Annotated in this window: 18 protein-coding genes and 1 tRNA gene; 10 read left to right on the forward strand and 9 right to left on the reverse strand. The window is 69.7% G+C overall.

The features are described 5' to 3' along the window. Window position 1 precedes the first annotated feature (1 nt). The 3 genes from QRN16_RS04775 to QRN16_RS04785 are packed head-to-tail and all read left to right on the forward strand — an operon-like array spanning window position 2 to window position 6,959. Complete coding sequence (locus tag QRN16_RS04775; RefSeq protein WP_235578918.1) at window positions 2–1,492, forward strand: TIGR02677 family protein; 1,491 nt, start codon at window positions 2–4, stop codon at window positions 1,490–1,492. Then, complete coding sequence (locus QRN16_RS04780) at window positions 1,489–2,820, forward strand: DUF2398 family protein (protein ID WP_222631118.1); 1,332 nt, start codon at window positions 1,489–1,491, stop codon at window positions 2,818–2,820. Before QRN16_RS04775 ends, QRN16_RS04780 begins: the two co-directional genes overlap by 4 nt. Beyond that, window positions 2,817–6,959 (forward strand): TIGR02680 family protein, encoded by a 4,143-nt coding sequence (locus QRN16_RS04785; protein WP_285184888.1) that lies wholly within the window; start codon window positions 2,817–2,819, stop codon window positions 6,957–6,959. The genes QRN16_RS04780 and QRN16_RS04785 overlap by 4 nt, the downstream gene beginning before the upstream one ends. Before the next feature lie 77 nt (window positions 6,960–7,036). Here the strand turns inward: QRN16_RS04785 and QRN16_RS04790 are convergent, their stop codons facing one another. The 6 genes from QRN16_RS04790 to QRN16_RS04815 form a co-directional block, all read right to left on the reverse strand. Continuing rightward, complete coding sequence (locus QRN16_RS04790) at window positions 7,037–7,864, reverse strand: DUF559 domain-containing protein (protein WP_222631106.1); 828 nt, start codon at window positions 7,862–7,864, stop codon at window positions 7,037–7,039. Window positions 7,865–8,041: 177 nt separating this feature from the next. After that, entirely contained in the window at window positions 8,042–9,280 is a 1,239-nt protein-coding gene (gene mshC / locus QRN16_RS04795; RefSeq protein ID WP_027505337.1) for a cysteine--1-D-myo-inosityl 2-amino-2-deoxy-alpha-D-glucopyranoside ligase, read from the reverse strand. A 47-nt stretch (window positions 9,281–9,327) separates the two neighbouring features. Then, window positions 9,328–10,167 (reverse strand): SCO1664 family protein, encoded by an 840-nt coding sequence (locus QRN16_RS04800; protein WP_374197815.1) that lies wholly within the window; start codon window positions 10,165–10,167, stop codon window positions 9,328–9,330. Further along, a complete protein-coding gene (locus QRN16_RS04805) occupies window positions 10,164–10,760 on the reverse strand; it encodes a DUF3090 domain-containing protein (RefSeq protein ID WP_027505335.1) in 597 nt (198 codons plus the stop codon). Before QRN16_RS04805 ends, QRN16_RS04800 begins: the two co-directional genes overlap by 4 nt. A gap of 65 nt (window positions 10,761–10,825) precedes the next feature. Further along, window positions 10,826–11,554 carry a histidine phosphatase family protein gene (locus QRN16_RS04810; protein ID WP_285184893.1) on the reverse strand — a complete coding sequence of 243 codons (729 nt, stop codon included), beginning with the start codon at window positions 11,552–11,554 and terminating at the stop codon, window positions 10,826–10,828. A 47-nt stretch (window positions 11,555–11,601) separates the two neighbouring features. Further along, window positions 11,602–12,447: an undecaprenyl-diphosphate phosphatase gene (locus tag QRN16_RS04815; protein WP_027505333.1), complete on the reverse strand. Its 846-nt coding sequence runs from the start codon at window positions 12,445–12,447 to the stop codon at window positions 11,602–11,604. Window positions 12,448–12,608: 161 nt separating this feature from the next. Here QRN16_RS04815 and QRN16_RS04820 point away from each other — a divergent pair, with 161 nt between their 5' ends. Continuing rightward, window positions 12,609–13,538, forward strand: a complete 930-nt coding sequence (locus tag QRN16_RS04820) for an aldo/keto reductase (protein ID WP_222631102.1) — start codon at window positions 12,609–12,611, stop codon at window positions 13,536–13,538. Between the two features lie 3 nt (window positions 13,539–13,541). Here QRN16_RS04820 and QRN16_RS04825 read toward each other — a convergent pair whose 3' ends face one another. Beyond that, window positions 13,542–13,898, reverse strand: coding sequence for a hypothetical protein (locus QRN16_RS04825; RefSeq protein WP_056444616.1), 357 nt, complete (start codon window positions 13,896–13,898; stop codon window positions 13,542–13,544). Window positions 13,899–14,038: 140 nt separating this feature from the next. On the opposite strand from QRN16_RS04825, the gene QRN16_RS04830 reads away from it, so the two are divergent. Genes QRN16_RS04830 through QRN16_RS04840 form a run of 3 tightly spaced genes read left to right on the forward strand, consistent with a single transcriptional unit; the run spans window position 14,039 to window position 16,489 of the window. Further along, complete coding sequence (locus QRN16_RS04830) at window positions 14,039–15,082, forward strand: NHL repeat-containing protein (protein ID WP_285184897.1); 1,044 nt, start codon at window positions 14,039–14,041, stop codon at window positions 15,080–15,082. Window positions 15,083–15,130: 48 nt separating this feature from the next. Further along, the gene (locus tag QRN16_RS04835) at window positions 15,131–15,349 is read left to right on the forward strand and encodes a DUF5703 family protein (RefSeq protein ID WP_037185612.1); all 219 of its coding nucleotides are present in this window, start codon (window positions 15,131–15,133) and stop codon (window positions 15,347–15,349) included. A gap of 54 nt (window positions 15,350–15,403) precedes the next feature. Next, window positions 15,404–16,489, forward strand: a complete 1,086-nt coding sequence (locus QRN16_RS04840; protein WP_285184900.1) for a quinone-dependent dihydroorotate dehydrogenase — start codon at window positions 15,404–15,406, stop codon at window positions 16,487–16,489. Window positions 16,490–16,500: 11 nt separating this feature from the next. On the opposite strand, the gene QRN16_RS04845 is transcribed toward QRN16_RS04840, so the two are convergent. Then, window positions 16,501–17,031, reverse strand: a complete 531-nt coding sequence (locus tag QRN16_RS04845) for a YbhB/YbcL family Raf kinase inhibitor-like protein (RefSeq protein WP_285184901.1) — start codon at window positions 17,029–17,031, stop codon at window positions 16,501–16,503. A gap of 34 nt (window positions 17,032–17,065) precedes the next feature. Beyond that, window positions 17,066–18,430 (reverse strand): M20/M25/M40 family metallo-hydrolase, encoded by a 1,365-nt coding sequence (locus QRN16_RS04850; RefSeq protein WP_285184903.1) that lies wholly within the window; start codon window positions 18,428–18,430, stop codon window positions 17,066–17,068. A 153-nt stretch (window positions 18,431–18,583) separates the two neighbouring features. Here QRN16_RS04850 and QRN16_RS04855 point away from each other — a divergent pair. The 3 genes from QRN16_RS04855 to QRN16_RS04865 all read left to right on the forward strand — a co-directional run bounded on the left by QRN16_RS04855 (window position 18,584) and on the right by QRN16_RS04865 (window position 21,774). Next, window positions 18,584–18,669: transfer RNA gene (locus tag QRN16_RS04855), tRNA-Leu, on the forward strand. A gap of 78 nt (window positions 18,670–18,747) precedes the next feature. Continuing rightward, the gene (locus tag QRN16_RS04860) at window positions 18,748–20,220 is read left to right on the forward strand and encodes an SDR family NAD(P)-dependent oxidoreductase (RefSeq protein ID WP_285184905.1); all 1,473 of its coding nucleotides are present in this window, start codon (window positions 18,748–18,750) and stop codon (window positions 20,218–20,220) included. Window positions 20,221–20,277: 57 nt separating this feature from the next. Further along, entirely contained in the window at window positions 20,278–21,774 is a 1,497-nt protein-coding gene (locus QRN16_RS04865) for a glutamate-cysteine ligase family protein (protein WP_027505325.1), read from the forward strand. Window positions 21,775–21,786: the final 12 nt, after the last annotated feature.

Raw genomic sequence — 21,786 nt, forward strand, 5'->3', positions numbered from 1 at the left:
AGTGACCGAATCCGCCGACTCCTTCGTGGTGGACGACAGGCTCCGGCTCTTCTCGTTCGCGACAGCCGAGAAACGGGCCGACTACCTGCGGGTTCTGCGCGCTTTCGAACATGCACGCACCGGCTACGTCGTTCTGCTGCACGCCGGCGAGGTGGCCGAGATCCTGGCCCGCACCGACGGCGGCGACACTCTGACCGGCGTCGAGATCGGCCCGCTGCTCGAACAGTTGCACACGTGGGGCGTCCTCGAACGCAGCTACGACGGCACCCGCGCGGCCACGCTCGCCGAGTACCGCAATCGCCACTACGTCTACCAGTTCGGTCAGGTCGGCTACCAGGCATACCGCGCCGTCGAGGACGTCCTGGCCGCCCGCCCCGAGGACGCCTCGCTCTCGCGTCTGGTGCTGCCCGAGCTGCTCGCCGACCTGGAGGATCTCGCGGCGGCGAACCTCGCCGGGGACGCCGACCTGGTGTACCGCAAACTCGATCGGCTCGACACCGCTCTCAACGACATGGCCACCCGCGCCGCGCACTTCTACCTGTCGCTGGGCGACCTCGTCCGCACCACGGACGTCACACCCGAGTCGTTCCTGGCACACAAGGACGCATTGCTCTCCCACATGCGGGAGTTCTCCCTCGACCTCGCCCGCTTCGGCCCCAAGCTCACCGCCGCCATCGAGCGGGTGGATGCCACCGGACTCGACTCGCTGCTCGACCGGGTGGCAGCCAGTGACGAACGCGTCTTCCTCAGCCGCGAGGAGCGCCGCGCCGACTGGGCGGGCCGGTGGACCGGTCTCGTGCACTGGTTCACCTCCACCGACGGCGAGCTCACCGAGTCGGATCGTCTGCGGGAGGGCACCATGAGCGCCATCGCCGCCGTGCTGTCGCTGCTGCGCCGCGTCACCGAGACCCGCAGGGGCGGAGTCAGTCGCGAGTCCCAGCTGCGACATCTCGCCGGGTGGTTCGCGTCCGCTCCCTCCGAGGAGTCCGCCCACGCCCTGTTCGGTGCCGTGTTCGGCCTCGGCCGGCCTCGTCACCTGTCGATGGTCCACCCCGACGACGACATCATTCCCACCACGCGATCGTGGTGGGACGCTCCGCCTGTCGAGATCTCGCGCACGCTCGCCGAGACCGGTCGGCCCCCCGCCGCCGGTGCTCCTGCCAGGGTCCACCGCAACGACGCCGGTGTCCGGCGTCTGCGCGAGGAACAGCTGAGCGTGCAGCGTCGCCGCGCTCAGGCCGCGCGATCACTCGCCGAACACGGGGTGTACGAACGGGATCTGACCAACGAGGAGACCGACGTGCTGCTCGGGCTGCTCAACGCCGCCCTCACCGCACGCGTCCCGGTCAGCGGCCGCGTGGGCAGCTCGACCGGCTCCGAGGGTGGCGTCACCCTGACACTGGCACCGCACGAGCAGTCCACCGTGGTGCGCACCGAACGCGGTCTACTGCACCTCGAACGGCTGTCACTCACCATCGGCGCGCGGCGATGAGAGCACGCACCATTCCGAGCCTGGCACTCGACTCGTACCAGCGCGCCGCCCGAGTCGTGTTGTCCCACCACCTGATCACCCGCACCTACCCGGACCGCATCGCCCTGCCCCTGGTTCGCCGATGGGCCACGGAACTGCGCGAGGACATGCTCGATCTCTTCGGATACCGACTCGAGGTCACGGAGACCACGGCCCGGCTCTACCCCGTACTCGACCGGTTGGACGCGAGTCGACCGGCCCGCACGACCTCCGACCGCGTCTTCGACCGTCGCCGCTACGCATTCCTGGCGCTCACCCTGGCGGCACTCGGTCGCGCGGGTGACCAGATCACGTTGTCCGAGTTGGCGGTTCAGGTCGCCTCCGATGCCGGACGGGTGGTCGGGGTCGACCTCGACACCGAACGCGCGACCGACCGGGACGCCTTCGTCGACGCCGTCGGCTGGTTGTCCGTTCGCGGTGCGATCACCCTGGCCGACGGCGATGCCGGCGGGTGGGCGCACAACCCCGACGCGGGAGAGGCCTTGTACGACATCGACCGCTCCGTCGTCGTGGCCCTGTTTCGTCCACCGCGCGCGCTCCAGCATCTGCGCAGCACGGCACACCTGCTGCACAGCACCACGGACGACCCGGCCGATCGCGCTCGCCGTGCCCGCCGTGCGCTCGTCGAGCAGCCCGTGGTCCACGGACCCGACTCGGTGCCGGACGACCGGTCCGTCGAGGATGTCCGGCTGCTGACCGGACTGTCCGTCGAACGCCGGGCGGAGGGCATCGCGCTCATCGACACGTCGGGACGCCTGTCGGACATCAGGTTTCCGTCCACCGGCACGGTCGCGCAGGTCGCCCTTCTCCTCGCCGGTGAGATCGCGGAGCGGGTACTCGATCCCGATGCCGACGATCGGACCACGCTCGAGGCGGACATCGACCCCACCGACGAGCTGCTCGCGGCACTCGACAGCGCGATCCCGGACGGCGGCGTCGTGGACGACCTGGTCGACGACTCGGTCGCCCCGGACACGGTGGAGGCGTCGGACGAGCCGATCCGGCACCCGTTCGTCGCAGACTCCTGGCTCGACGAGACCGTCGGCGCCCTCGTCGACGCCTACGGCCGCACCTTCGCCGCTCAGTGGCAGGCGGACCGTGCCGGGGTTCGCGCGGCCGCTGTCGCACTCCTGACGAACCTCACTCTGGTGGCACCGGTACGCGGGGGCATCGTCGCGTTGCCGGCCCTGGCGCGCTATCGGGGAGTGGTCGTCACCGTCCGAGAACAGGCGTCCGCCGGCCTCTTTCCCACCGATCACACGAGCACCCTCGAGGAGCACACCCCGTGACGCGCAGCACCCGATTCCGGCCCACGCGCGCCGGCATCATCAACCTCTGGGACTACCGCGATCAGGAGTTCTCGTTCGCCGACGGTCGGCTGGTGTTGCGTGGCCCCAACGGATCCGGCAAGACCAAGGCACTCGAGGTGCTGTTCCCGTTCGTGTTCGACGGCCGGATCGAGCCGCGTCGCCTCAACCCGTTCGCGGGTGAGGAACGCACCATGAAGTCCAATCTGCTCTACCGCGGCCAGGATTCGGCGCACTCGTACGTGTGGATGGAGTTCGCACGTGGCGATCGGGACGAGCCCGAAGCGGTGACCGTCGGCATCGGCATGCGTGCGACACGGTCGGCGGACAAGGTGACGCGCTGGTACTTCGTCGCCGACGGCCGCGTGGGCGTCGACTTCTCGCTGCTGGGCACCGACGACAGGCCGCTGACGAAGAAGCAACTGGCCGAGCAGATCGGGACCGACGCCATCGTCGATCGGCCGGTGGACTACCGCGCCGCCATCGACGCGCGACTGTTCGGTCTCGGCGCCGAGCGGTACGACCAGCTCATCACCCTGATTCTCACGCTGCGACGCCCGCAGTTGGCGAAGAACCTCGACCCGAAGGGCTTGTCCCGTGCGCTGTCCGACGGACTGCGCCCCCTCGACGAGCACCTCGTCCTCGAGGCGGCGCGCTCCTTCAGCGACATGGAGGAGGTGGGCCGTGCCCTCGAGGGACTGGTGCAGGCCGACCACGCGTCGAAGAGGTTCGTCGAGGTCTACTCGAAGTACCTTGCCGTCCAGGCGCGCACCGACGTCGATCAGGTCGGTCGACGTCTCGAGGCCGTCGACCACGCCACCGTCGCCCTCTTCGCCGCCAAGGGCTTGCGTGAACGACGACGGGTCGAGCGCGTCGAGGCGGAGAAGCGGTACGAGGCAGCCGAGCGCGCACTCGATCTCGCCGTCGCCGACCAGCAGACCTTGCAACGGTCCACCGCCTACGAGGGCAAGCAGCAGCTCGACGATCTCGCGGATGCGGTCCGCAAGCTCGAGGTGTCCACCGTGCAGCAGCGCGACAAGGCTCGCAAGGCGACGGAGGCCGTCGACGTCCGGCGACGAGAGGCAGACGAGGCCGCAGTGGCGCTGCGGGAGTCGACCGCGTCGATCGTCCGCGCCGAGGACGAGCTCCTCGCGGCCGCCGAGGACGCCGGCATCGCCTGGACGCCACTCCCCCGCGACGCCCGTACCGACCAGATCACGGCAGCGGTACGCGGTCATGCCGAGGAGCGGGACGGGGACGTCCGGGCCGTGCGTGCCGCGCTGTCCGTCGTCGACCGTGCCACCACCGAGCGTGCCCGTACCGAACGGGCCGCCGACCGCGCCCACACACTGCACGACGCCGCGGTGGCCTCCGTCCGCGAGGCCGAGGCCGCCGTCGAGTCGTCCCGTGCCGCGACAGCGGAATCGCTGCGCGCGTGGTGGGCCACGCACGCCTCGGTGCTGGACGACGGCGAGATCTTCGAGTCGTTGCACACCGCGCTCGCACGCATCGGTGAGGACGACGCACCCACGCTCGGCGAGGTACTCGGCGACGGAGTTCGCGAGCTGCTCGACACGGTGCGGGACCGACGGAGTGCTGCACTGCAGGACCGGGACGACGCGGCGCGCACCATCGCCGAGTCGACGGCCGAGCGCGCGTCGGTCGCCGCCGAGCACGACGACGCTCCCCCGGCGCTGCGCACCCGTACCGGCGACCGTGCGGGTCTCGACGGCGCACCGTTCTGGACACTCGTCCGCTTCGCCGACGACGTCAGCGCCGACGATGCCGCGGCCCTCGAGGCCGCGCTCGACGCGGCCACCCTGCTGGACGCGTGGGTCGCCGACACGGCTCCGACGGGGCTCGTCTCGGATCAGTACCTGACCGCCACCACACCGGTGACCGGGCGATCGCTGGCCGACGTCCTCGTCGTCGAGGACGACATCCCCGTGCAGCACAGCACCGTGCGGGCGATCCTCGACTCGATCGCTCTGGACGACGTGGGCAGTTCTGCGGGGGTCGGACGGGACGGGAGCTTCGCGCACGGTCTCGTGCGCGGCGCGCACCACAAGGACGCCGCCGAGTACATCGGCGCGACGGCACGAGCTGCACGGCGCACGTCCCGCATCGCGGAGATCGACGAGGCCCTCGAGGTGGCCACCGCGCGGCGCGACGAGGCCGATCGAGTCGCCGAGCAGTGTCGAGAACGTCTCGACTCGATCCGCGCCGCCGTCTCGACGGTTCCTCGTACGTCGGAGGTCACCGCGGCGCTCCGGGCGGTCACGTCGGCCGCCGGCGCTCTGCGATCGACGACCGAGTCGGTCGCGTCCGCCGACCGAGAACTGGACCACGCGATCGCCGAACTGTCTGCCGCCGAACGACGTCTGCGGACGGACGCCGTCGCGCGGCGGGCTCCGTTCACGCCGCGAGACCTCGACGCGCTCGCGGCGGCGATCCGCCACTTCGAGAACACCGGTTCCGCCATCCTGCGCCACCGCGGCGACGCGGACCGGTCCGCCGAGCGCGACCGGGAAGCTGCCGGGCGCCTCGACGAGGCCATGATTCTGGCCGAGGAGTACGCGGAGGAAGCGGCCATCGCCGAATCCGACTACGAGCAACAGCACGCCAAGTTGGAGATGCTGCGGGACTCGCTCGGTGCGAGCGCCGAGAAGATCGATGCCGAACTCGACGCGATCAGGATGCGCATCGAGGCGTGCAAGACCGAGCAGCGCGCCGCCACGAAGGCGGACCGTGAATCGGGCGAGGCCATCGGCAAGGCGGAGGGCGCGCACGAGACGGCCGTCGCCGGACTGACGACCGCGTTGACCGAAGCGCTCAGCGACGCCGCGCGACTGGCTCCCTACGCGCACCGCGATCTGCTGGCGGTGCTCGGTGCGGCGCGCGACTGCTCCTGGCCGGCGAGCGACGCGGCCTGGTCGACGGTCGAGCAACTGCTCTACCGAACCGACACGGCTGCCGGGCCCGACGAGGCCCCGGACGTACTGCCCCCGGAAGTGCACCGACTGCACACCGAGCTCACCGAGGCGACGGCGCAGGTCAAGGTCAGCGATGCGAGCCGACGCTCCACACGCAGCGCGCTGACGGCGGCGTTGCAGGAGTTCGACGCTCAGCTGGCCGCGTCGGGTCAGGATTTCCGGCTCAGTTGGGACGCGGCCGACGGGGTCACGGTGGTGCGGGTGCAGGACGAGCAGGGCCACTCCACCATCGCCGACTTCGCGGATCGCATCGACGCGGCACGACGCGACCAGGAGACGCTGCTCACCGATGCCGAGCGCCGCATCCTCGAGGACGCTCTGCTCACCGGCCTGGCGCAGCAGATCCACGAGCGCACGGTCGACGCCCGCGAACTGATCGCCCGTATGGGATCGGAGATGAAGCAGCGCCGCATGTCGTCGGGCAACACCATCGGCGTGCACTGGGTGCTCGCGGACAACCTCGACGACAGCACCCGTGCCGTGTCGAAGCTGCTCGAGCGGGACGCCTCCGCGCTCGGACCCGAGGAACTGGCCGAGATGCGTGTGCACTTCGCGGCACAGATTCGGACGGCGCGGGCGCAGCATCCTGAGCGCTCGTACCCCGAGATCCTCAGTGCCGCACTGGACTACCGGCAGTGGCGCGTCTTCGCGTTCACGCTCATCTCCGGTGACGGCTCCGAGGACAGGCTCACCGTCGCACGCCACAGTGCGCTCTCGGGCGGCGAGCAGTCGGTGTCGCTGCACCTCCCGCTGTTCGCAGCGGCGCACGTGATGCTGTCGTCCGCGGACCCGCACTCACCGCGGTTGCTCGCACTGGACGAGGCGTTCGCGGGTGTCGACGACAACGGTCGCAGCGAACTCCTCGGTCTCAGTGTGCAGTTCGACCTGGACCTCTTCATGACGGGCTACGACCTCTGGATCACCTACCGCGACGTGCCCGGGTGCGCCCACTACGACCTCGCGCACTCGACGGTCGAGAACACCGTCAGCGCAGCGCTTCTCGTGTGGGAGAACGGGGAGTTGCTCGCGGAGCACGACGGGTCCGACCTCGCCGCGGCACTGGGCTCGCCGTTGAGCCGCCGCGTCGACCTCCCCGCGGAGGGTGGGCTGGACTTCGCCGAGGTGTGATGGTGCATGTGGTGCTCCTCTCGTGACCCCATTCGAGCGGGAACCCGCTTGAAAGCTGGGCGAGCGGAGCAGAACCATCACCGCCGCGCGTGCCGACGACGTCGTACCTCCGCGACGATCTCGTCGGCGACGGCACCGGGATCCTTCAGCACGTCGAACGCGGCATACCGCAGAACTCGCAGATCGCCGAGGATCAGAACGTTCTGCCGTCGCCTGTCGTGGCGAAACACCTCCGGTGCACTGTGGAATGCGTACCCGTCCACCTCCACCACCAGGTTGGCGAGCTCGTCGTAGAAGTCCACCACGAACGCACCCACCCGGACATTGGTCTGCATGCGGAGATGTCGCCGGATCAGCTCACGCCCGAGAACTCGCTCGGGCTCGGAGGCGAAGCCGCGCGCAGCGGTGTCGACGAGGCGCCGCGCACGGATGTGCCCGCGCCGGCCAGGTAGTGCGTCGAGGAGCGCGCGAACGCGGTTCTCGTCGACCTCGTGCACCAGAGCGTCGTCCACGAGCCGCTCGGCAGCGGCATCGCTCAGCACCGCCGCGCAGTCGATGAGGGTCTGCTCCCGAGTGGTGACCGGCAACCCCAGCACCTCGTCGCAGGCACCCTGCCTGCGTCTGTGCACCGTCAACCATTCAGGTGCCCGTGGCCTTGCGAATTCGCCGACCAGAGCGTGAACACCGGACGGTTCGCCGATCCACCCGTACAGCCGGGCAGCACTCGTATGACTCAGCAACGCGTCGGGGCGCCACAGAGTCACGGCCAGGCAGCGGTCGAACCAGGCGGGCTCCTCCTGGCAGAAGACTCCGGGCAGCACGCGGTGGAAGCGTCGACGAATCGTCGTGGCGGACATTCCGGCACCGGTCAACTGGGCGAGGGTCGACACTCGAGTGACGGGCACAGCATCGACGATGGCCCATCGCGGACACTGCCCGATGACGGCGATCTGCGGCGATGGTCGACCCCGGGGACGGACGGCTACCTGTGGATGTGGAGTTTCTGCTCCGCTCGAGCGCCGAATCGGCGGGATCCCGCTCGATATCGCACCGAGAGGAGCAAAAACACCACTCCCGACGAGCTAGAGCTTCACACCCAGCAGCGCGTCCACCGCCAGCGACACCAGCCCCGGCGCCGCGGGGTCGGAGCCGCCGAGCGTCACGGCGTCGTGTGCCCACGCATCGATCGCGTCGAGTGCCTTGGCGGAGTCGAGATCGTCGGCCAGGTGTTGGCGCACGCGGGCGACGGTGTCCTCGGCGGACTGTGCCGACTCGAGCGCCACGGCCTTGCGCCACAACGCGAGTCGGTCCTGCGCAGCGGCGAGGATCTCGTCGGTCCAGGTGCGGTCCTGCCGGTAGTGGCCGGCGAGGAGACCGAGGCGGATGGCACCGGGATCGACACCCGCAGCGGTGAGCTTCGAGACGAGGACGAGATTGCCCAGCGACTTGGACATCTTCTCGCCATCGAGGCCGATCATGCCGGTGTGCACGTAGTGTCGCGCGAAACGGTCTGCACCCGTGAGCGATTCGGCGTGGGCCGCGGAGAACTCGTGGTGCGGGAAGATGAGGTCACTGCCGCCGCCCTGCACGTCGAAGCCGGATCCGATGCGGTTCAACGCGATCGCCGCGCACTCGATGTGCCAGCCGGGGCGCCCCGGACCGAACGGCGAGGGCCACGACGGCTCACCCGGACGCTCGGCCTTCCAGACGAGGGCGTCGAGAGGGTCGCGCTTGCCGGGGCGGTCGGGATCTCCGCCGCGCTCGGCGAAGAAGGTGTCCATCGTCGCCCGGTCGTACCCGGACTCGTAGCCGAACTGCTCGGTGGCGTCCGCGCGGAAGTACACGTCGGGGTACTCGGCGTCGTCCACCACGTAGGCGGCGCCCGAGGCGACGAGCTTCTCGACGAGCTCCACGACCTCGGTCACAGACTCGACCGCGCCGATGTAGTCGCGCGGCGGGATGACGCGGAGCGCGGTCATGTCCGACCGGAAGAGGTCGGTCTCGCGCTGTCCGAGCGACACCCAGTCGTCGCCGTCGCGTGCCGCGCGCTCGAAGAGCGGGTCGTCGACGTCGGTGACGTTCTGGACGTAGTGCACGTCGTGGCCGGCGTCGCGCCAGACCCGGTTGACGAGGTCGAACGTCAGGTAGGTGGCCGCATGGCCCAGGTGCGTCGCGTCGTACGGGGTGATGCCGCAGACGTACATGGTGGCGGTCGAACCGGGCGCGACGGGACGCACGGCGCGATCGGCCGTGTCGTACAAACGGAGCGGCGGGCCCTCGCCCGGCACGCTGGGAACGTCCACTTCGGGCCACGACTGCATGGGTGAAGACTATCCGGTCGGGCCGGAGCCGCCGCCGCGTGCCCGGTCTAGAACGCGGGCCAGGGAATGGGCCTGCTGGAGTCGGGCGCCGGCATGACCGGTTCCGCGAGCAACCGCGACACGCGACCGGCCAGCGCCTCGATCTCCTCGTCGGTGATGTGTGGCGCGAGGGTGTCCCCGAAGGCACCGCGCAGGTCGCGGGAGAAGTCGACGAGGTCGGCCAACAGAGCGGCGTCGACGGGTCGACCGGCCCACCCCCACAGCACGGTCCGCAGCTTGTTCTGCCGGTGCAGGGCGATGCCGTGGTCCACGCCGTACACGGAGCCGTCGAGTGCCTCGAGCACGTGTCCGCCCTTGCGGTCGGCGTTGTTGATGACGACGTCGAGAACAGCCATCCGGTGCAGCCGCGGATCGTCCGCGTGCACCAGTGCCACCTCGTCGCCGGCATCGTCGTAGGCCCGGAGCACGGGGATGTAGGACGAGGGCACGAGGTCGGGGCGGCAGAGGTCCACCATGTCGTAGCCCTCGCCCTTCTCGGGGAGGCGCTCGACGGTGTCGATCCACCGCTGCACCATGCCGACACCGAGCGGACCGTCCCGTAGCACGGTCGTGGGCACGACGCCCCAGCCCAGTGCGTCGGAGATCAGGTAGGACGAGATCTCGCGGCCCGCCAGCGTGCCGTCGGGGAAGTCCCACAGCGGCTGTTCCCCGCGCACCGGCTTGTAGACACAGCGCAGTGCCGGCGCCGGATCCTCACGCTCGATCTCGCACACGAGCGTCGCGTTGGACGCCTGCACCACGCGACCGACGATGGTCATCTCGCCGTGCGCGAGCAGGTCCGTGTCGTCGTCGGTCCAGGGCGCGGTGGCGTCGCCGGCGGAGGTCAGGACTCGTCCCCGAACTCGGTGGTGTCGCTTCCCAGCACGGTGCCGCGCCGGTACCCGTTGGTCCGCACGCACATGTGACCACCGGGCGCGAGGGGCTCACCGCAGAGCGGGCACGGGGGCCGACCGGCAGCGATGACGCGCTCGCTGCGCGCGGCGAACTCACGGGCCTGCTCCGGACTCAGGAACACCCGCACGGCGTCCGGACCCTCGTCCGTGTCGTCGAGCACCACCGACTCGTCGATCTCGGTCTCGGTGATGGCGAGCAGCTCCACCACGACGGCGCCGGCGTCGGCGTCCCAGCCCAGCCCCATGGTCCCGACCCGGAACTCGGCATCCACGGGCATCACCAGTGGGTCGACGTCGCTCGGATCGGCTTCCTCGGGTGGCACATCGGTACCGAAGCGCCTCGCCACCTCGTCGAGCAGGAGCCCGACACGGTCGGCCAGGACCTGAACCTGCTGCTTCTCGAGCGCCACCGACACCACTCGGGCGTCGTGCACTGCCTGGAGGTAAAAGGATCGATCGCCGGGCTCACCCACCGTTCCGGCGACGAACCGGTCGGGGGTGCGAAAGACGTGAATCGCGCGTGGCATATCTGCACCTCCAAAGATCGCGCCGCCGAACTGCCGCGGCTGTGACTCCCATTATCCGCGTGTTGTCACTGTCCGGTGGAACCACCGGGGACGGCGTCCGATTCCGACGCGGTCGGAGCCTGGTCGGACGGGGCCCCGGCAGTGGTGTCCGTCTCGGCGGGCGGCGTCGGAACGAACTGCGTCAGATCCCCACCGAGATCGCCGAGACGATGGACGAACGGCCGCGTCTCGGTGTACCGGACGACACTGATCGACGCCGGGTCCACCACGATGCGCTGGAACTGGTCCAGGTGCGACCCCAGAGCATCGGCCAGGACGGACTTGATGACGTCGCCGTGCGAACAGGCCACCCACAGCACGTCGGCGCCGTGCTCGGCGGCGAGCCGCGCGTCGATCTCACGGATCGCGCGCACCGCCCTGATCTGCACGTCGGCGAGGCCCTCACCCCCGGGGAAGACGGCAGCGGACGGGTGCTGCTGCACCACCTTCCACAGCGGCTCCCCCACGAGATCCTTGATCGGCTTGCCGGTCCACTCGCCGTAGTCGACCTCGAGCAGCCGATCCTCCACGACGGGTTCGAGCTCGCGCGCCGCAGCGAGAGGCGCGACCGTCTGTTCGCACCGGAGCAACGGTGATCGCACGATCGCCGCGAGCGGAAGCACCTCGAGACGGGCGACGACACGCTCCGCCTGCTCCCGACCGAGATCGTCGAGTTCCACGCCGTCCGACCTGCCCGCGAGCGTGCCGGCCGTGTTGGACGTCGAGCGTCCGTGGCGCAGGAGTATGACCGTCATGACCTCAGCCTAGTGAGACGCGAGGGGCGCCCGGCGTCGCGGTGGCGTCAGTTCGCTGCGACGACACCCGTGGCGAGGAGGCCGAGAACCGCGACGCCGACGACGATGCGGTACCCGACGAACCAGTACAGCGAGTGGTTCTCGACGAAGCGCAGCAACCAGGCGATGGAGGCGTACCCCAGTACGAAGGCCACGAGCGTCGCCACGACGAGCTGGGATCCCGATGCCTGCAGACCTTCGCCCGCCGGTTCGAAGGCATCCGGCAAGGAGAAGAGTCCGGACGCGGTGACGGCCGGGATCGCGAGCAGGAACGAGAAGCGGACCGCGGCGGCACGCGTCAGCCCCATGAACAGACCGGCACTCGTGGTGGCGCCGGATCGGGACACGCCGGGGATGAGCGCGAGACACTGCGCCGCGCCCATGACGAGGCCGTCGCGGGTGGTGAGCTTCTCGATCGGTCGCGTCTGTCGGCCGACCTTCTCCGCGACGGCGATGACCACGGCGAACACGATGAGCAGCGTCGCGATGATCCACAGGTTGCGCGCGCCCGTCCGGATCGCGTCCTTGAAGACGAAGCCGAGCACCCCGATCGGGATGGTGGCGAAGATGACGTACCACCCCATGCGGTAGTCCAGCGTGTCGCGCTGGGACTTGTCGGCGATTCCGCGGAACCACGCCGCGACGATGCGCCCGATGTCGCGGGCGAAGTAGAGCAGGACCGCGGCCTCGGTACCGAGCTGCGTCACCGCGGTGAACGACGCTCCGGCGTCGTCACCGAAGAAGACCTCGGAGACGATGCGCAGGTGCGCCGAGGAGGAGATGGGGAGGAACTCGGTCAACCCCTGCACGGCGCCGAGCACGAGGGCCTGCACCCAGGACATCGATTCCGCGATCATCGCTGCTCTCCTGCCGTCCGATTCCGCGGCGCGCAGACGCCACCGACGAGGTTTCCTGTCGAAGTCACGAGGCACGACCGTACTAGGGTCGTGCCTCGACCACCGTGTCGGCAGGACGAGACACGGACGGAACACGGCGAAACGGATGCACTGCCTTCATGAAGCACAGAACGGTCGGGAGCAGCGGGCTGCGGGTGTCACGCCTGGGGCTCGGAACGGGTGAATGGGGACGCGGAGTCGACGGTGACGACGCCGCGGCGCAGGTGACGGCGTTCGTCGACGCGGGCGGGACCCTCGTCGACGCGTCCGCCTCGTATGGAGACGGACGCGCGGTGCGGGTGTTGGCCGAAATCGTCGACGACGTGGTTCCGCGCGGTGAGCTGGTTCTCAGCATCGATTCCGGCGTCTCGCGTCCGGACACCTCGGGGCACTGGACCGTCGACTGCTCGCGGCGCGCGCTCCTCGCAGACCTGGACAGGACACTGCGCGAGCTCGGCACCGATCACCTCGATCTGTGGAGCGTCGGCGCGTGGGATCCGCAGACCCCTCTCGGTGAGGTGGCGGCGACTCTGGAGCACGCGGTCTCGTCCGGGCGGGTCCGCTACGCGGGTGTTCGCGGCTTCACGGCGTGGCAGCTGGCCACCGTGTCGGCGTCCGTCGACATCACCGCGGCGCAGGCGGAGTACTCCCTGCTCGCGCGCGGCGCCGAGGACGAGCTGTTCCCCGCGGCCGACCACCACGGCGTGGGCGTTCTCGCGGTGTCGGCTCTGGCGGGCGGCGTGCTCACGGGCAAGTACCGGGACGGTGTACCCGCGGATTCACGCGGCGCGGACGATCACCGACGCCACGCGCTCGCACCCTTCCTCGGTGAGGACGGCGGGAAGGTGGTCGAGGCTGTCATCACGGCGGCCGACGGTCTGGGCACGTCGCCACTCGCGGTGGCTCTGGCGTGGGCCCGAGATCGCCCCGGTGTCGCGTCGGTCGTGGTCGGGACGCGGGACATCGGTCAGCTGACGGGTGTGTTGGCCGCCGAGGAGGTCGCGCTTCCGTCGGCCATCACCTCCGCGCTGGACGACGTCAGTTCCTGACCGTCACTTCGGGTCGATCGCGTTGCCCAGCCGCCCGAGCAGCGATCGCAGGAGTGTGGTGTCGGGCGGCTGCGGCGAGTCGAGCGGACGGACGTCGGCGACCGCGTCCCGGACCGCGGCGACGATCGAGCGCTCGTCCGAGAGGTCGACGTCCGTGACATCGCGCTCCGCGACCGCGTCGACGTCGAGATCGTCGGGAACGGCCTGCGCCAGGTCGGAGCGGTAGACCTCCACGCGCAACGACTTACCGCGTACCCGGAAGGCGAAGCTCCGCCCGTCCGGAGTGGACCCGAACCCGTGGGCGTGCGCCCCCACCGACACGTCCTCCACCGAGAACTCCGTATTGCTCGGCCCCGTCATGCGCCCTCCCTCGCTCTCTCTCGTCGACAGGCACTCGTCGAAACGTACAGACGCGTCATGGTGGACACATCCCTCCCCTGTGCTCGCGCCGGGACGGCGAGATGATCGGATGAGAGAAGACCTGAAGGAGAATCACCCCCATGGCACCCCGACCGACCAGTGCCCACTCGGCACGACGCAGCAGTACCCGTTTCGTCCTTCTCGGCCTCGCCCTGGTGACGACGGTCACAGCAGGATGCGCGAACTCCGACGATCCGGAGCAGCTGAACACGCGTGAGCCGGAGGTCGCCGCGGTGTCCCCCGACACGACCGTCACGCCGGCGGGCGTCACGGCCGACCCGCGCTTCGGCGGTCCGGCCACCGTCGACGGCCTCGCGATCGAGCCTCGCGACCGGATCGCCGGGATCCTCACCGACGACGGTACGACGCTGCTGCTGACCCCGCTCGACTCGGAGGAGAATCCGCGCTCGGTGCGACTCTCCGCACCCGGCACGTCCGTCTCCGCCGGCAGGGACGGCGAACTGTTGGTCACGTCGTCGTCGGGCATCAGCCGGGTGGACGCGCAGTCCGGTGAGGCGACCGACGTCGCGATCGACGGCGGCGCCGCCTCGGTGACGCCGTGGGACGACGGGTACGCCGTCGGGACGCCGACCGGAACCGTCGTGATCACGGGAGCCGACGGCGCGGTCGAGAGCACCATCCCCGGTCAGGCGTCGGTCGACGGTCTCGTACGCACCGGAGACGATCTGGTGTCCCTGGACACCCGGCAGACGTCGGTGACGTCCGTGAACGTCGGTGCCGAACGTCTCGGCGCCGCGCTGCGCGCAGGCGACGGGGCCACCCGCATGACCGGATGCGCCGACGGTGCCGTCGTGGTCGCCGACACGACCGACGACGAACTGCTCGTCTTCACGGGCGACCCCGATCTGATCATGCGACAGCGCTACCCCGTCGCCGGTTCCCCGTTCGCCGTCGCGTGCGAGGACGACGGCACCGTGTGGGTGACCGTGACCGCACTGAACGAGGTGGTGGGATTCGACATCACCTCCGGAATTCCTGTCGAGTCGGCACGGTTCCCCACAGTGCGCCAGCCCGACTCGCTCGCCGTGGACTCGCAGTCCGGCGAACTTTTCGTAGGCTCGAACAGTGGCGCCGGGGTCCAGGTGATCCCGACCCGGGCGTGAGTGCCCGCGAGGACGAGAGCGAGATCCGTGAACCGGAACAACCGTGCGATGCCCGTCGGCTGGGAGACCCAGTCGGACGACTGGGAGTACGTGCCCATCAAGCTGCCGCCGGACGTCACCCGAGTGACGGCCTCGATGCGGCTGGCCATCTCCGCCGAGTTCGGTGGGTGGGAGCTCTCCCGGGTCCGGCTGTACACCGACGGCAGCAGGCGAGTACTTCTCAAACGACGCAAGACCGCGCACCACGTGCCCGATCCCGGTCTCTGACCGAGTGGCGGCGCCGCACCACCGACGAGATTCCCGACGAGAGGTTTCCAGGCTGTGAGCCCGTACCGGCTGCTGCTCCGCGCGATGTTCCTGCTCCCTCCGGAACGCATTCATCACCTCGCATTCGCGGCGATGGTCGCGGTGACTCGATTCGCGCCCCTGCGTGCGCTGGTCTCGCGCGTGCTCTCGGTCCGAGATCCGGCACTGCGGACGACCGCCTTCGGCGTGACGTTCCCCACCCCGGTCGGGCTGGCCGCCGGTTTCGACAAGACCGGTGAGGGTGTCGACGCGTGGGGTCCGCTGGGGTTCGGTTTCGCGGAGGTCGGCACCGTGACCGCGCAGGCGCAACCCGGAAACGCACAGCCTCGACTCTTCCGGCTTCCCGCCGACCGAGGCCTGCTCAACCGCATGGGTTTCAACAATCCGGGTGCGGCGGCGGTGGCCGAGCGTCTGCGCGGACGACGCGGGGACATCCCGGTCGGCGCCAACATCGGCAAGACGAAGGTGGTTCCCGCGGCGGACGCCGCGATCGACTACACGGAGAGTGCGCGGCTGCTCGGCCCGCTGTCGGACTTCGTCGTGGTCAACGTGAGTTCGCCGAACACCCCCGGACTGCGGGATCTGCAGGCGGTGGAATCGCTGCGGCCTCTGCTGGCCGCCGTGGCGAGCGTCGTGACGGTGCCCGTCCTGGTGAAGATCGCGCCCGACCTGTCGGACGACGACGTCGACGCGGTGGCAGACCTGGCCATGGAGCTGGGATCCGCCGGCATCGTGGCGACCAACACGACCATCGGGCGCGACGGGCTGCGGACGGCCGGGGCCGCGGATCTCGGAGCGGGTGGCGTCTCCGGCCCGTACGTCGCGGACCGATCACTCGAGGTGCTGCGCCGACTGCGTGCACGCGTCGGGGACTCGATGACGCTGATCTCGGTCGGCGGTGTCGAGACCGCCGACGACGCGTGGGAACGCATCCTCGCCGGTGCCACCCTCGTGCAGGGGTACACCGGCTTCGTCTACGGCGGTCCGTTCTGGGCGCGCCGCGTCGCCGTCGGCCTGGCTCGACGAGCCCGGGCCGCGGGATTCGCCTCGGTGGCCGACGCGGTCGGCACGGAGACTGTCCCGCGGCCCGGGCCGCGCTGACTCGGTTCTCGTCAGCTCTGCTCGTACGTGCCCACGATGACGGCACGCGCGATGGCGTGACTGAAGAGGTTGAATCCGAGGTACGCCGGTGACGCACTCTCGTCGATCTCGAGCTTCTCGACGTCGACGGCGTGTACCGCCACGAAGTAGCGGTGCGGTCCGTGCCCCTGCGGGGGTGCGGCACCGATGAACCGGGCCAGGCCCGCGTCGTTGCGCAGCGTGATCGCGTCGTTCGGCAACCCGGTGGAGCTGTCGTCGCCCGCTCCGGTGACCAGGGTGGTGGTCGAGACGGGGATGTTCGCCACCGCCCAGTGCCAGAAACCGGACGCCGTCGGCGCATCGGGGTCGTAGACGGTGACGGCGAAGCTCTTGGTCTCCTCCGGGAAACCCGACCACGACAGCTGCGGCGAGTTGTCGTGGCCGCCCGCGCCCATGATGCTGCTGACCTGGTCCTCGTGGAGCGGCTGACCGTCGGTGACGTTGTCCGACGTGAGCTCGAACGACGGCAGCGACGGCAGTGCGGCGTAGGGATCGTGTGACATGAGGTCCTCTCGGGAGATATGGGTTCGGGGGTTGTCAGCTGTGCAGAAGGAAGTGCTCGAAGACCCTGGTACCGAAGATCAACGACTCGACGGGTACCCGTTCGTCCACGCCGTGGAACAACGCCGCGAAGTCGAGCTCGGGCGGCAGCTTGAGCGGCGCGAAGCCGAAGCAGCGGATGCCCAGCTTGGCGAACGCCTTGGCGTCGGTGCCGCCGGACAGCATGTAGGGCACCGTGCGACCGTTCTCGTCGAACGCCAGGATCGCGTCGTTCATCGCGTCGACGAGGTGCCCGTCGAACGTGGTCTCGTACGGCTCCAGGTCGGTGATCCAGGACCGTTCGACGTGCGGACCGATGAGCGCGTCGACCTCGCGCTCGAACTGCGCCTTGCGTCCCGGCAGGACGCGGCAGTCGATGGTGGCGGAGGCCGTCTGCGGGATGACGTTGGCCTTGTACCCGGCCGAGAGCATCGTGGGGTTTGCCGTGTCGCGCAGTGTCGCGCCGACGATGCGGGCGATGCTGCCGAGCTTGGCGAGGGTGCCGTCGATGTCGGGCGACTCGGGGTCGAAGGCCAGGCCTGTCTCCGAGCTCACGGCGGCGAGGAACTCGGTCACCGAGTCCGTCATCACCAGCGGGAACTGGTGGTTACCCAGTGCTGCAACGGCTTCGGCGAGGTACGTCACGGCGTTGTCCTCGTGCAGGAACGATCCGTGACCGGCGCGAGCCTTGGCCGTCAGACGCATCCAGGCGAGCCCCTTCTCCGCCGTCTCGACGAGGTAGAGGCGACGCTCGTCGCCCTCGGGGGTGGACACCGTCAGCGAGAAGCCGCCGACCTCGCCGACGGCCTCGGTGACACCCTCGAACAGATCGGGTCGGTGCTCGACGAGCCAGTGCGACCCGTACCTGCCGCCGGCCTCCTCGTCGGCCAGGAACGCGAAGACCAGGTCGCGGGGCGGGACGGTGCCGGCCGACTTGAACTGTCGGGCCAGCGCCAGGGCCATGCCGACCATGTCCTTCATGTCGACGGCGCCGCGTCCCCACAGGTAGCCGTCCTCGACGGCACCCGAGAAGGGATGCACGCTCCAGTCGGCGGGCTCGGCCGGAACGACGTCGAGGTGGCCGTGCACGAGCAACGCGCCGCGTGAGCTGTCGGCGCCGGCCAGTCGGGCGAAGACGTTGCCGCGGCCGGGCGCACCCGACTCGACGTACTCGGTCTCGTACCCCACGGCCTCGAGCTGGCGCGCCACCCACTCGGCGCACTCCTTCTCGCCGGCGGTGGTCTCGAGCTCACCGGTGTTGGAGGTGTCGAAGCGGATCAGCGACGAGACGAGGTCGACCACCTCGTCCACGGCCACGGTCTGCTTCTCGGTCTGGTGGTCGTTCTCTCCTGTTGCGGACACAGCTCGTTCCTACCACTCCAGGTGCCTCGGCAGGTGCTCCGACGTGCGGTTTTGGTCCAGGGCGCGGTATCGGCTAGATTTAGCGACCGCACCGAGAACATGGGTGCGACGCGATCGTGAACTGTGTGTGACCAGCAGGGTGTGACGCGGGTTGTCCGAGTGGCGGAATGGCAGACGCGCTAGCTTGAGGTGCTAGTGTCCTATTAACGGACGTGGGGGTTCAAGTCCCCCCTCGGACACCGAAGACAGACCGACGAAAGCCCCGATTCCTCACGGAATCGGGGCTTTCGTCATGACACGGGAGCGTGGAGGCGGCGATGACGGAGCACAGCGTGACGGGCATCGACCCCGACGAACTCGCCGCGTGCCTGCGCGTGCTCGACCGCGCGGCGGCCCTGGACGACGATCACCCCGACGCCGTGACCGTGCAGCGTGCCACGGCCGGCATGTTCAAGGCCGCGAAGAAGCGTCGCCGCCTGGAGTCGCGCGCCCGCGTCGCCGACGCCGACCGCGCCGTCGTCGCCGCCACGGCGACCGGATCACCCGACCGCATCGACGACGAGACCGCCGGGCTGGCGCTGACGTCGGCCGCCACCACCGAGACCGCGGGCACACTGCAGCGTGCGCGTCCCTGCTACATCTGCAAGCAGCGGTACACGACGGTGGACGCGTTCTATCACCAGCTCTGCCCCGAGTGCGCCGCCCTGAACCACGCGAAGCGGGACGCCCGGACCGATCTCACCGGCCGCCGCGCCGTGCTCACCGGCGGGCGCGCGAAGATCGGCATGTACATCGCGTTGCGCCTGCTGCGCGACGGTGCTCACCTGACCATCACGACGCGCTTCCCCGCGGACGCGGTGCGCCGGTTCTCCTCGATGTCCGACAGCCACGACTGGATGCATCGGCTGTCCGTCGTCGGCATCGACCTGCGTGATCCCGCGCAGGTGGTCGCGTTCGCGGACTCCGTCGCGGCGGAGGGCCCGCTCGACATCCTGATCAACAACGCCGCTCAGACCGTCAAGCGGTCCGCCGGCTCGTACACCGCCCTCGAGGACGGTGAGCACGGCGTCGATCTGGCAGCGCTCGGGGTGCGCACGTTCGGCGCGACGAGCGATGCCCACCCGGCAGCGCTGGTGGGGGCGTTCGGCGAGACCGACGGCGACACCGTCGCTCTCGACACCGCCGTCATGGCGAACATGGGGCCGTCGCAGGTGACCTCCATGGCCCTCGTCGCCGGTTCGGCGTCCCTGCAGCGCATGGCTGCCGGAACGGCGATCGACGCGGGTGGGCTGGTACCCGACGAGGCGCCGACCAACAGCTGGGTGCACACCGTCGACCAGGTGGATCCCGTCGAGCTGCTCGAGGTGCAGCTGTGCAACTCGGTGGCGCCGTTCATCCTCGTCTCGCGCCTGCGCGCCGCCCTGGCGGCGTCGCCGCATCGCCGGTCCTACGTCGTCAACGTCTCCGCGATGGAGGGCCAGTTCGGCCGCGGCTACAAGGGACCGGGGCATCCGCACACCAACATGGCCAAGGCCGCACTGAACATGCTGACGCGCACCAGTGCGAACGAGATGCTCGACGACGGCATCTCGATGAGCGCGGTGGACACCGGCTGGATCACCGACGAACGCCCGCACCCGACGAAGATCCGCCTCGCCGACGAGGGCTTCCACGCGCCCCTGGATCTGGTGGACGGCGCGGCTCGTGTCTACGACCCCATCGTCCAGGGTGAGCTCGGTGTCGATCTGCACGGGAAGTTCCTCAAGGACTACGCGGCCTCGCCCTGGTGACACCGCCGAACCCCCGTGTCGTGCGCCTGGCGGCCGCCCACGTGGTGCAATGTCGTGATGGGCGACGAGGTCGAGCAGCGCACGTTCAGCCGTAAGGACCGGCAGATGTTCCGGCACAAGGTGCAGGAGTGTCTGGACGCCCTGGCGGCGATGTTGGCGGACGACACCTTCCGGGTGGACGAGCCACGCCTGGGCATGGAGATCGAGCTCAACCTGGTGGACGAGTCGATGCAGCCGGCCATGGCCAACGCGGCCGTGCTCGAGGCGATCGCCGATCCGGACTTCCAGACCGAGCTGGGCCAGTTCAACATCGAGATCAACGTGGCCCCGGAACCGCTGGCGGGCGACCGGATGCGCATCCTGGAGAACGGATTACGCACCTCCCTGGACACCGCGGACGCCCGTGCTCGTGAGCAGGGATGCGCCCTGGCGATGATCGGGATGCTGCCCACGCTGGGCAAGGATCACTTCGCCCACCAGTGGTTGTCCAGCAATCCGCGATACGACCTGCTCAACCAACAGATCTTCGCGGCGCGCGGCGAGGACATCGAACTGTCGATCACCGGGGTCCCTCTGCCCGGCAGCCACGACATCGAGTCGTTGAACGAGATCTCCGACACGATCCTCCCCGAGGCCGCGTGCACCTCCGTGCAACTACACCTGCAGGTCTCGCCGACGGAGTTCCCCGCGCACTGGAACGCCGCGCAGGCGCTGGCGGGAGTGCAGGTGGCACTGGCCGCCAACTCCCCCTTCCTCGCCGGCAAGGCACTGTGGCACGAGACCCGGATCCCCCTGTTCGAACAGGCGACGGACACGCGCCCACAGGAGCTCAAGAACCAGGGAGTACGACCCCGCGTGTGGTTCGGCGAGCGCTGGATCACGTCGATCTTCGATCTGTTCGAGGAGAACTCGCGGTATTTCCCCGCGCTGCTGCCGGTCGTGTCCGACGAGGATCCGATGGCCGAACTCGCGGCGGGCCGAGCGCCCGGCCTGACCGAGCTGAAGATGCACAACGGCACCGTCTACCGATGGAACCGTCCGATCTACGACACCTCGAACGGCGAGCAGCACATCCGCCTCGAGAACCGCGTTCTTCCCGCAGGGCCGACCGTGCTCGACGTCCTCGCCGACGCGGCGCTGTACTACGGCACCCTGCGGTCGCTCGTCGACGCGGACCGGCCGGTGTGGACGCAGATGTCGTTCGACGCCGCCGTGGAGAACCTGCACTCGGCGGCCCGCGGCGGGTTCGACTCGCGGCTCTACTGGCCGGAGGTCGGCTGGATCTCGCCGCAGGAGCTGGTCCTGCGCCGACTGCTGCCCATGGCCGAGGCGGGTCTCGCGTCGTACGGCGTGGACACCGAGGTGCGCGACCGCTACCTCCGGGTCATCGAGGGTCGATGCCTGCGCCGTCAGTCCGGATCGGTGTGGCAACGCAATGCCGTCGTCGCGCGCGAGCGTGCCGGGGAGTCGCGCGAGCGCGCCGTGGCGGGCATGTTGTCCGACTACCTGCAGCTCATGCACGAGGGCGAGGCCGTCCACACGTGGTCGTGGTGAGTGGTGGTGGGT

This window comes from Rhodococcus sp. MEB041 (assembly GCF_030208955.1).
Taxonomy (GTDB): domain Bacteria; phylum Actinomycetota; class Actinomycetes; order Mycobacteriales; family Mycobacteriaceae; genus Rhodococcoides.

What these genes read in the sequence shown, in the direction of transcription:
- QRN16_RS04780 (WP_222631118.1), top strand. Translation starts at nt 1,489, where the DNA reads ATGAGAGCACGCACCATTCCGAGCCTGGCACTCGACTCGTACCAGCGC.
- mshC (WP_027505337.1), bottom strand. Translation starts at nt 9,280, where the DNA reads ATGCAGTCGTGGCCCGAAGTGGACGTTCCCAGCGTGCCGGGCGAGGGC.
- QRN16_RS04805 (WP_027505335.1), bottom strand. Translation starts at nt 10,760, where the DNA reads ATGCCACGCGCGATTCACGTCTTTCGCACCCCCGACCGGTTCGTCGCC.
- QRN16_RS04810 (WP_285184893.1), bottom strand. Translation starts at nt 11,554, where the DNA reads ATGACGGTCATACTCCTGCGCCACGGACGCTCGACGTCCAACACGGCC.
- QRN16_RS04820 (WP_222631102.1), top strand. Translation starts at nt 12,609, where the DNA reads ATGAAGCACAGAACGGTCGGGAGCAGCGGGCTGCGGGTGTCACGCCTG.
- QRN16_RS04825 (WP_056444616.1), bottom strand. Translation starts at nt 13,898, where the DNA reads ATGACGGGGCCGAGCAATACGGAGTTCTCGGTGGAGGACGTGTCGGTG.
- QRN16_RS04830 (WP_285184897.1), top strand. Translation starts at nt 14,039, where the DNA reads ATGGCACCCCGACCGACCAGTGCCCACTCGGCACGACGCAGCAGTACC.
- QRN16_RS04835 (WP_037185612.1), top strand. Translation starts at nt 15,131, where the DNA reads ATGCCCGTCGGCTGGGAGACCCAGTCGGACGACTGGGAGTACGTGCCC.
- QRN16_RS04845 (WP_285184901.1), bottom strand. Translation starts at nt 17,031, where the DNA reads ATGTCACACGATCCCTACGCCGCACTGCCGTCGCTGCCGTCGTTCGAG.
- QRN16_RS04860 (WP_285184905.1), top strand. Translation starts at nt 18,748, where the DNA reads ATGACGGAGCACAGCGTGACGGGCATCGACCCCGACGAACTCGCCGCG.
- QRN16_RS04865 (WP_027505325.1), top strand. Translation starts at nt 20,278, where the DNA reads ATGGGCGACGAGGTCGAGCAGCGCACGTTCAGCCGTAAGGACCGGCAG.